Raw genomic sequence first — 1,678 nt, forward strand, 5'->3', positions numbered from 1 at the left:
GGACGCGGGTGCGATGACGGACACCACGCAAGACGGCGCATCGGCCGGTGGCTGGTCGCCGGAACGCTCGGCGGCTGGCGGGCACAATCCCTACCTGATCGCCTTCGTGGTCTCGATCGCGACCTTCATGGAGGTGCTCGACACCACCATTGCCAATGTCGCGTTGCGCCACATCGCCGGTGGGCTTGCGGTCGGCATCGACGAGAGCACCTACGTCATCACCAGCTATCTGGTCGCCAACGCCATCGTACTGTCGATCTCGGGCTGGCTGTCGACCGTCATCGGCCGCAAGCGCTTCTACATGATCTGCGTCGCAACCTTCACGATCTCCTCCCTGCTGTGCGGGTTCGCCTGGAATCTGCAATCGCTGGTGCTCTTCCGTATCTTGCAAGGTCTGGGTGGCGGCGGCATGGCCACGAGCGAGCAGGCGATCCTCGCCGACTCCTTCCCGCCGGAGAAGCGCGGACAGGCGTTTGCCATCTACGGCGTCGCTGTGGTCGTCGCGCCGGTGATCGGCCCGACGCTCGGCGGCTGGATCACCGATACCTACAGCTGGCACTGGGTCTTCCTGATCAACGTCCCCATGGGGCTGCTCTCGCTGTTCCTGGTCGGCACGCTGGTCAAAGAGCCGTCGGGCGCGGAGGAGGAGCGGGAGAAGCTGCTGAGCAAGGGTGTGCAGGTCGACTATATCGGCTTCGCACTGGTCGCGATCGGGCTCGGCTCGCTCGAATACGTGCTCGATGAGGGCCAGCGCAACGACTGGTTCGGCTCGAATATGATCATTTTCTTCGCTGTGCTGTCAGCTGTGTCGCTGCTTGCACTGATCCCGTGGGAGCTGACACGCGAAGAGCCTATCATTGATCTCCGCTTGCTCGGCCGGCGGCAATTCGCTGCCTGCTTCCTGGTCATGCTCGGCACCGGTGCGGTGCTGATCTCGACCACACAGATCCTGCCGCAACTGCTCCAGACCGAGCTGAACTACACGGCACTACTGGCCGGTCTTGCGCTATCGCCCGGCGGCATCGCCACCTTGATGCTGATGCCGGTCGTCGGCCGGCTCGTCAGCACGGTGCAGCCGAAATATCTCATCATGTTCGGCGCCACGGTGGTTGCATTCTCGATGTGGCATCTGACCGGGCTGAACGGCGACATTACATATGGCTACGCGGCGCTGGCACGCGTCTTCCTCGCGATTGGGCTTCCATTCCTGTTCCTGCCGGTAACAACCGCGTCTTATGATGGCGTGCCGTCTGACAAGACCAACCAGGCGTCAGCGCTGATCAACGTTGCTCGCAATATCGGCGGCTCCATGGGCGTGGCGCTGGCGCAGACGGTACTGGCGCAGCGCCAGCAATTCCATCAAAGCCGCCTGATCGAGCATGCCGCGCCGTCCGATCTCGGCTATCAGCAGACCATCGACGCGATGACACGGTACTTCCAGGCCCAGGGCTCGAATCCGAGCGACGCGGCCGCGCAGGCGATCGCCTGGGTGGGGAAGACCTTGCAGCAGCAGGTCGACTTCCTCGCCTATATCGACGTGTTCTGGATGCTCGCGATCATTGCCGTGCTGATGATTCCGACTGCTGCCGTGTTGCGCCCGATCGACCTCGGCGCGCCGGCGCGGGGGCATTAGGCCGCGCCATTCTCTGAGGGCCGAGCGCATCGGTTGCGACGCCGT

The 1,678-nt window shown here is 63.6% G+C and carries 1 protein-coding gene; it reads left to right on the plus strand.

Annotation, left to right across the window (positions count from 1 at the left end):
• The first annotated feature begins 13 nt into the window (after positions 1-13).
• Positions 14-1,633, plus strand: coding sequence for a DHA2 family efflux MFS transporter permease subunit (locus tag AC0L3X_RS47015; protein WP_456679769.1), 1,620 nt, complete (start codon positions 14-16; stop codon positions 1,631-1,633).
• Positions 1,634-1,678: the final 45 nt, after the last annotated feature.

Source organism: Bradyrhizobium sp. MI1.7 (assembly GCF_055811795.1).